Source organism: Planomonospora algeriensis (genome assembly GCF_977012225.1).
The window spans coordinates 1-7,102 of sequence record NZ_CDRNDK010000338.1; the positions used below are offsets into that span (position 1 = coordinate 1).

The 7,102-nt window shown below is 72.9% G+C and carries 11 protein-coding genes; 2 read left to right on the top strand and 9 right to left on the bottom strand.

The annotated features are described in order from the left end of the window. Positions 1-269 precede the first annotated feature (269 nt). From ACWJ6R_RS26650 to ACWJ6R_RS26690, 9 genes are all read right to left on the bottom strand, one after another. The gene (locus tag ACWJ6R_RS26650) at positions 270-1,349 is read right to left on the bottom strand and encodes an ABC transporter ATP-binding protein (RefSeq protein ID WP_449064865.1); all 1,080 of its coding nucleotides are present in this window, start codon (positions 1,347-1,349) and stop codon (positions 270-272) included. Continuing rightward, positions 1,244-1,726 (bottom strand): ABC transporter transmembrane domain-containing protein, encoded by a 483-nt coding sequence (locus tag ACWJ6R_RS26655; RefSeq protein WP_449064874.1) that lies wholly within the window; start codon positions 1,724-1,726, stop codon positions 1,244-1,246. Before ACWJ6R_RS26655 ends, ACWJ6R_RS26650 begins: the two co-directional genes overlap by 106 nt. Then, the gene (locus ACWJ6R_RS26660) at positions 1,621-2,124 is read right to left on the bottom strand and encodes a hypothetical protein (protein WP_449064866.1); all 504 of its coding nucleotides are present in this window, start codon (positions 2,122-2,124) and stop codon (positions 1,621-1,623) included. Before ACWJ6R_RS26660 ends, ACWJ6R_RS26655 begins: the two co-directional genes overlap by 106 nt. A 307-nt stretch (positions 2,125-2,431) precedes the next feature. Further along, positions 2,432-2,623 carry a hypothetical protein gene (locus ACWJ6R_RS26665; RefSeq protein WP_449064867.1) on the bottom strand — a complete coding sequence of 64 codons (192 nt, stop codon included), beginning with the start codon at positions 2,621-2,623 and terminating at the stop codon, positions 2,432-2,434. An 85-nt stretch (positions 2,624-2,708) separates the two neighbouring features. After that, positions 2,709-2,870, bottom strand: a complete 162-nt coding sequence (locus tag ACWJ6R_RS26670; protein ID WP_449064868.1) for a hypothetical protein — start codon at positions 2,868-2,870, stop codon at positions 2,709-2,711. Positions 2,871-2,891: 21 nt separating this feature from the next. Further along, positions 2,892-3,578 (bottom strand): nucleotidyl transferase AbiEii/AbiGii toxin family protein, encoded by a 687-nt coding sequence (locus ACWJ6R_RS26675; RefSeq protein ID WP_449064869.1) that lies wholly within the window; start codon positions 3,576-3,578, stop codon positions 2,892-2,894. Positions 3,579-3,655: 77 nt separating this feature from the next. Then, positions 3,656-3,973, bottom strand: coding sequence for a hypothetical protein (locus ACWJ6R_RS26680; RefSeq protein WP_449064870.1), 318 nt, complete (start codon positions 3,971-3,973; stop codon positions 3,656-3,658). 52 nt (positions 3,974-4,025) lie between these two features. After that, on the bottom strand, positions 4,026-4,805 hold the full coding sequence (locus tag ACWJ6R_RS26685) for a hypothetical protein (protein ID WP_449064871.1): 780 nt from the start codon (positions 4,803-4,805) through the stop codon (positions 4,026-4,028). A gap of 12 nt (positions 4,806-4,817) precedes the next feature. Beyond that, positions 4,818-5,534, bottom strand: a complete 717-nt coding sequence (locus ACWJ6R_RS26690) for a FadR/GntR family transcriptional regulator (protein WP_449064872.1) — start codon at positions 5,532-5,534, stop codon at positions 4,818-4,820. A 63-nt stretch (positions 5,535-5,597) separates the two neighbouring features. Between ACWJ6R_RS26690 and ACWJ6R_RS26695 the strand changes: the two genes are divergently transcribed. Both ACWJ6R_RS26695 and ACWJ6R_RS26700 read left to right on the top strand, forming a co-directional pair. Further along, positions 5,598-6,968 carry a glutamine synthetase family protein gene (locus ACWJ6R_RS26695; RefSeq protein WP_449064873.1) on the top strand — a complete coding sequence of 457 codons (1,371 nt, stop codon included), beginning with the start codon at positions 5,598-5,600 and terminating at the stop codon, positions 6,966-6,968. Between the two features lie 2 nt (positions 6,969-6,970). Further along, positions 6,971-7,102, top strand: a 132-nt coding sequence (locus ACWJ6R_RS26700) for an aldehyde dehydrogenase family protein (protein ID WP_449064875.1), incomplete at its 3' end; no start/stop codon positions are given.

The window sequence follows — 7,102 nt, forward strand, 5'->3', positions numbered from 1 at the left end:
CGGGTCGCCCGCCGCGGGTCGACCGGTCGCGGGTCGGCCCGGGAAAGGAAGCACCCCGGGGAGGGACTCCCCGAGGTGCCTTCTCACTGCCGGCCACCGTCCCGGACCCGCCCCGCACGGACGGGGCCGGGGGATCGGCGCGGCGGGCGCCCGCGGGCGCCCTGAACGGAGGAGAGACTCCGTAGGAGGCGGGATGCCCGACCCCACCCGAAAAAACCGACTTTTAACACCATTTTCCCAGGTCAGACCCTCGTGAGACCAAGGTTTTGTCAGGAGTCTACGGAGACGGCCTCCCGGTCGGCCTCCGCCCGGGGTGCGGCGCCGGGGTCGGTGACCAGGAACTGGGTCGCGGCGAGCTCCCGGTAGAGCCCGTCAGTCGCGAGCAGCTCCTCGTGGGTGCCGGCGGCCCTGACCCGGCCCGCCTCCATCACCACGATCCGCTCGGCGCGGGTCACCGTGGACAGCCGGTGCGCGATCACCAGGACGGTCGTCTCCCGCGCCACCTCGGCGATCACCTCGCGAAGGCGCAGCTCGTTGACCGCGTCGAGCTGGGAGGTGGCCTCGTCCAGCAGGAGCAGCCGGGGGCGGCGCAGCAGCGCCCGCGCGATGGCCACCCGCTGGCGCTCTCCCCCGGAGAGCATGACACCGCGGTGGCCCACCGCGGTCTCCAGCCCGTCGGGGAAGCGGGCGACCAGCTCCTCCAGGCGGGTCAGCCCGAGCACCCGGCGCAGATCCGCCTCCGTCACGTCCGGCGCGGCGAAGACGAGGTTCTCCCGGAGTGTGCCGTCCAGCACCGGCGCGTCCTGCTCCACGTACCCGAGGGCGGCCCGCAGCTCGGCCAGCGGCCATTCCCGGACGTCCCTGCCGTCGACCGCGATCGTCCCGGCCTGGTGGTCGTAGAACCGCTCCAGCAGGGCGAACACCGTGGACTTGCCCGCCCCGGACGGGCCGACCAGCGCGGTCATCCCGCCCGCCGGGACCTCGAAGGACACGTCCCGGTGGACCACCGGGCGGTCGTCGCCGTAGCGGAAGGCCACGTTCTCGAACACCACCCCGGCGGGAGCCGCTCCCGCGCCCGGCGCCGCGCCTCCGTGCCCCCGCGGTGCGGCCGCCTCCTCGACGGGGAGCTCCTCGACCTCGCGGATCCGCCGTACCGCCGCCAGGCCGCCCTGCACCTGGGTGGCCCCCTGGACGAGCTGGCCGACCGGCGCGACCAGGTAGAACAGGTACAGCAGGAAGGCGATCAGCGACGACACCTCCAGCGCGCCGGAGGCGACCCGCGCCCCGCCGATGCCGAGCACCGCCACGAAGGCCAGCTGCGCGGCGACCCACGCGGAGATGCCCGCCATCGAGGTCCACCAGGCGACCGCGACGCCCCGGTCCCGGGCCTGGCGGCCGCCTCCCCCACCGCCGCGATCTCCCGGTCCTCGGCGCCGCTGGCCTTGACCGTGCGGAAGGCCTGCAGCACCCGGTCCAGCACCGCGCCCATCTCCCCCACCGAGGCCTGGGCCTCGACCGAGGCCCGCTGGATGCGCGGCATGACCAGGCCCACCAGCCCGCCGACCAGGACCAGGATCACCAGCGTGACCAGCAGCAGGAACCCGTCCATCAGCGCCATCATCACGATCGCGCCCACCAGCATGAACACCGCGCCGACCGACTCGACGATCCCGTCGGTGAACACCGCGCGCAGCAGGGTGGTGTCGGAGGTGACCCGGGAGAGCAGATCACCCGGCTTGAGCCGGTCGACCTCGGAGACCCGCAGCCGGAGCATCCGTCCACCAGGCTCCGCCTCGCGGAGAAGACGATGCCCTCGCCCATGCGCTCCAGCACGTACCTGCCGAACGCGCCGACGGCCGCGCCCAGCAGCACCGCGGCCGTCAGTCCGACCACCGGCCCTGCCAGGGACCGCTGCTCGCCGAAGGCGTCGATCACCGTCTTGGCCAGCAGCGGCATCGCCAGCCCGGCCAGCGAGCTGACCAGGCTGAGCACCCCGCCGAGCGCGAGCACCCCCCGGTACGGCCGGACGTATCCCAGCAGCAGCCGCCACGACCCGACCCGCCCAGTCCCGCCGATCTTCGTGACCTGCCCGGCCTTCCCGGATTCCCCGATCTCCTCGGCCACCTTCGCCCCTTCCGCACCGGCGTGGCCGTCCGCCGCCCGCCGCCCTTCCTATCTACCGCCCACGCCGTCTCCCCGAGCGTTTCGCCCGTTTCCGTAGACCAAAGTCGACAAATGTCAACATAAGTTGACGAGATGGGCAGTGTCAATATGAGTTGACGGAGACGGCGGACTCACACCCTGTCGGACGCCGTGCCGGACGCCGTGCCGGACGCCGTGCCGGAAAGGCGTCGAGGATGCCGCGCCGGGTGACGGGCCCGACGCCGGGGCCGCGCTCCTCCTGGTGGTCGCCGGACAGGTGCGAAGCGGATCAGTGAGCGCGGCGGGCGGCGTGCTCGCGGCGCGCCTCGGCCACGGTCTCCAGGATCTCCTCCTGGGTCCGCAGCAGCTTGGCCTCGGCCTCCTCGGTCCGCCCCTCGGCGGCCAGCCGGCGGTTCCCGGTGCTCCTGCCCAGCAGGCGCTTGGCCCGGGCCTTCAGCTCACGCAGACCGAATTTCTCCACGAGTCCCACTCCTTCGTCAGGATGGGCCCTCACCTACCCGGGAACCGCCCGGCCATGCCCTTCCCGCTCCGGCCCGGCGACGCGATCAGAGGCGGCCGAGCCACAACAGCTCGGCCGCCACCTCCGCCCGGGAAAAGGTTCGCCCTGCCCGCAGATCGGCGAGACCTTCGCAGATCGCCTCCATCGTCTCGGCATGCGCGAGGATCTCGGCGGACCCGCGCTCCACCTCGGGGTCATCGTTCATCATGAGCATGATCCTCCGTCCCCGTCAGTCGGGAGCGGGAACGTCGTCGTAGTCGGCGTCGCCCTCGTCGGCGCGGCGGAGACCGATGTCCTCCACCCAGGCCGTGACGAACAACCGGATCCGCCGGATCCGCTCCTCGTCCAGCCCGTAGGCCTCGAAGTCCTCGTCGGCGATCAGGTCGACGAACTCCAGCCGCATCACCAGCTCGGCGAGGGAGAACTCCTCGTTGTGCAGGCGGCCGAGCCGCTCCAGCTCGCGGAAGCCGTACAGCTCCGCGACCGCGGCGACGTCGATGACGTCACGGGCCAGGCCCCGTTCGTGCAGGGCGCGCATCTTGAGCCCGACGGCGTCCTCCAGCCCGACGACGGGCAGGTCCGCCACCGTCACCGACCCCCGCTGCAGCGCCTCCCGCAGCAGGTCGAGCTCGCACGCCTGCCCGGTCACCGGGTCCATGACGACCAGCCGGCCCATGCGTGCCGTGACCTCGTGCGCGGCGACTTCCATCCCCGCCGCCCGCAGCGTCTCCGCCACCCCCTCGGCGACCTCCGGCAGCGGCGTCCCGGCCGCCGTCGCGAAGTCCAGGTCCCGGCTCGGCCGGTCGGTGAGGCCGTGCATCCGCATGGCGTGGCCGCCCGCCAGCACCAGCCCGAACCGGTCGCAGACCGGGAGCACGATCCGCAGGATCCGCTCCTGGAACGGCGGGAAACCCATCGCCTGCCTCATCTCTCCACCGGCCGCACCCGCGACACCGCCCTGCCCGTGACGCGCTCGCCCATGCCTCCAGGACCTCATGCCTCCAGGGCGGAGAGCTTGCCCTCCCAGGCCCTCCGGTAGGACGGCCCGATCCCCCGGCGGAGCACCGGCCAGTCGGCACGCAGGAGCTCGCCGTTCAGATAGGCCTCGGCGTCGGCGCGGTCGCCGCCGGTGATGACCGTGCGGTACAGGCTCATCCGCAGGCGCGGGTCGGCCAGGTCGAACTCGGTCAGGCCCGACCAGGCGAGGTGGAGCGGGAGCGCGACCACACCTGCGGCGGGGCCGTGCAGGTCGGCCAGGGAGTCGGGGACCCGCCGGTCCACGTCGTCCCAGCGGGACGGGAGTGTGCTCACGCGTCACAGTATGCCTCTGGGGCGTGGGATTCGTCAGCGCGTTCGAGCTCTCCTAACGGCGGGGGCGCAGCCGGGTGGAGGGCAGGTCGTGGCGGCCGGAGACGAACTCCTGGAAGGCGATCTTGGCCTGGATGACCGGGCGGCGCCAGCGCTTCTCCCGCCGCACCGCGCGGGACATCAGACCGGGCCGGGGACGGCGCGCGGCGGGCGCGTAGAACCAGTGCGCCCAGGGCGAGCCGGGGCGGGCCAGCCGCAGCGCGCCGAAGACCAGCAGGACCGGGACGAACAGGCCGACCAGGCCGGTCCAGATCTTGCCCTTGAGCAGGGTGACGACCGCGAGCAGGAGGTTGGCGACGATCAGGCCGACCGCCGTCCAGGGGCCCTGCGGGGTCTCGCCGGAGTCCTCCCAGCCCAGCGGGCGCAGGCCGAGCAGGAGCAGGCCGGTGACCGCGACCGCGACGAACACGGCGTCGACCGAGGTGCGGCCCTCCTCCTCCCAGTAGACGTCGTGCAGGTGCAGGATCAGCGCGAACTCGTCCAGGATCAGGGCCGCGCCGACCCCGAAGAGGGCGGCCGTCACGGCGTACCAGGTGTCGGAGACGCCCGACACGAGCAGCCCCGCGACCCCGCTCAGCAGGGTGAGCACCACGCCGAACACCACGTGGTGGATGTGCATCTCACCGACGCTGACGTTGCGGAACCAGCCGATCTTCGCCCGGATGAGCCGGACGTTGACCCGGGTGAACACGAAGGCGAAGATCAGCGCGACGAAGAAGCAGAACAGCGGCAGCCGTCCTGTCTCGATGATCCGTTGCTGGAACCACTCCCCCACAGTCCGTCCAGGTTATGCGAGGAAGCCCCGAAGGAGCGCCGCGGTGCCCTCCAGGTGCTCGGCCACGGCGCGGCGCGCGGCGTCGGGGTCGCCCGCCAGGATCGCCTCCACGATCGCCTCGTGCTGGACCGCGGCGTGCTCGATGTTGCGCTGGAGCACCGGGATCGCGTTCAGCAGGTCGGTGACCCGCAGGCGCGCGTCGGCGCAGGCGGCGGCGAGCAGCGGGGAGCCGGTCAGCTCCGCGATGGACAGGTGGAAGGCGGTGTCCAGGCGGCGGTAGTCGCCGGGTCCGGCGGAGTTGACCTCCGCCAGGCGCCTGCGGAGCGTCTCGCGCCACTCCCCGGCCGGCTCGGCGGCGGCCAGCACCCCGGCCGCCCCGCACTCGACGGCCGTACGGAAGGTCAGCGCGTCGGCCAGGTGGCCGGTGCCCATGTCGGCCACGGCCCGGCGCAGGTCCCCCTGCCGGGGCGGGGGCGGGGCGTAGGTGACGAACGCGCCGCCGTACCGGCCGCGGCGCACCTCCAGGTAGCCCGCTTCGGCGAGCGCGCGGATGGCCTCGCGCAGTGTGACCCGGCTGATGCCGAGCCGTACGGCGAGCTCCCGCTCGGGCGGGAGCTTGTCCACGACGAGCCCGAGCTTGATCGCCTGGAGCAGCCGCTCCACCGTCTCCTCGAAGGCGTTGCCCGCCCGCACGGGCCGCAGCACCGCCGTCAGCCGCGACTCGTCCAAACATCACCTCCGGCTCTTGACAACCCCATCCTCGGTGCACATCAATGGTCTGACACTAGCCCAATGGAACTCCGGCGAGGAGGGCGCGTGGACATCGGCGAGCTGCGTGACGAGGTGGCGGCCGGACGGATCGACACGGTGCTGCTGGCGGTCGCCGACATGCAGGGCCGCCTGCAGGGCAAACGGCTGTCCGCGCGCTACTTCCTGGAGGAGGTCGCCGAACACGCCGCCGAGGGCTGCAGCTACCTGCTCGCGGTGGACGTCGACATGAACACCGTGGACGGCTACGCCATGTCCTCGTGGGACAGCGGGTACGGGGACTTCGTGATGCGCCCCGACCTGTCCACCCTGCGCCGGGTGCCCTGGCAGGAGGGCACCGCCCTGCTCCTGGCCGACCTGGTCTGGGAGGACGGATCCGACGTCGCCGCCTCGCCCCGGCAGATCCTGCGCCGCCAGCTCGCCCGGCTGGCCGAGCACGGCTGGGAGGCGTTCGCCGGCACCGAGCTGGAGTTCGTCGTCTACCGCGACACCTACGAGGACGCCTGGCGCCGCGGCTACCGCGACCTGACCCCGGCCAACCTCTACAACGTCGACTACTCCCTGCTCGGCACCGCCCGGATCGAGCCGCTGCTGCGCCGGATCCGGCTCGGCATGGAGGGCGCCGGGATGTACGTCGAGTCGGCCAAGGGCGAGTGCAACCTCGGCCAGCACGAGATCGCCTTCCGCTACACCGGCGCCCTGGCCACCTGCGACCACCACGCGGTCTACAAGAACGGCGCCAAGGAGATCGCCGCCCAGGAGGGCGTGTCGCTGACCTTCATGGCCAAGCCGAACGCGCGCGAGGGCAACTCCTGCCACATCCATCTGTCGCTGCGCTCGCCGGACGGGGAGCCGGTCATGGCCGGGCCGGGGCCGTACGGGCTGTCGGAGACCGGGCGGCGCTTCATCGCCGGGCAGCTCGCCTGCCTGCGGGAGTTCACCCTGCTCTACGCGCCGAACGTCAACTCCTACAAGCGGTACGCGCCGGGCAGCTTCGCCCCCACCGCCGTCCGGTGGGGCGTGGACAACCGGACCTGCGCGCTGCGCCTGGTCGGCGGCCACGGGGCGTCGCTGCGGATCGAGAACCGGGTGCCCGGCGGCGACGTCAACCCCTACCTGGCGGTCGCCGCGATGATCGCGGCCGGGCTGCACGGCGTCGAGAACGGGCTGGAGCTTCAGGAGCCGTTCGCGGGCAACGCCTACGCCTCCGGCTCCGAGACGGTGCCGGGCACGCTGCGCGACGCCCTGGCCCTGTGGGAGGGCTCCGCGCTCGCCCGGAGCGCCTTCGGCGAGGAGGTCGCGGCGCACTACGCCAACGCCGCCCGGGTCGAGCTGGCCGCCTTCGACGCGGCCGTCACCGACTGGGAGCTGGTGCGCGGATTCGAACGGATGTGAGCATGAAGATCGTCAATCCGGCGACCGAGGAGATCCTCGCCGAGGTCGAGCCCGCCGACGCCGCCGGGGTGGACCGCGCGGTGGAGCGCGCGAAGGCCGCCTTCCCCGCCTGGCGGCGCATCGCCCCCGGCGAC

Bases quoted from the DNA above. Each gene is read 5' to 3' on its own strand.
- ACWJ6R_RS26650 (WP_449064865.1), bottom strand. From the start codon at position 1,349: ATGGCGGGCATCTCCGCGTGGGTCGCCGCGCAGCTGGCCTTCGTGGCG.
- ACWJ6R_RS26670 (WP_449064868.1), bottom strand. From the start codon at position 2,870: ATGATGAACGATGACCCCGAGGTGGAGCGCGGGTCCGCCGAGATCCTC.
- ACWJ6R_RS26675 (WP_449064869.1), bottom strand. From the start codon at position 3,578: ATGGGTTTCCCGCCGTTCCAGGAGCGGATCCTGCGGATCGTGCTCCCG.
- ACWJ6R_RS26695 (WP_449064873.1), top strand. From the start codon at position 5,598: ATGGAACTCCGGCGAGGAGGGCGCGTGGACATCGGCGAGCTGCGTGAC.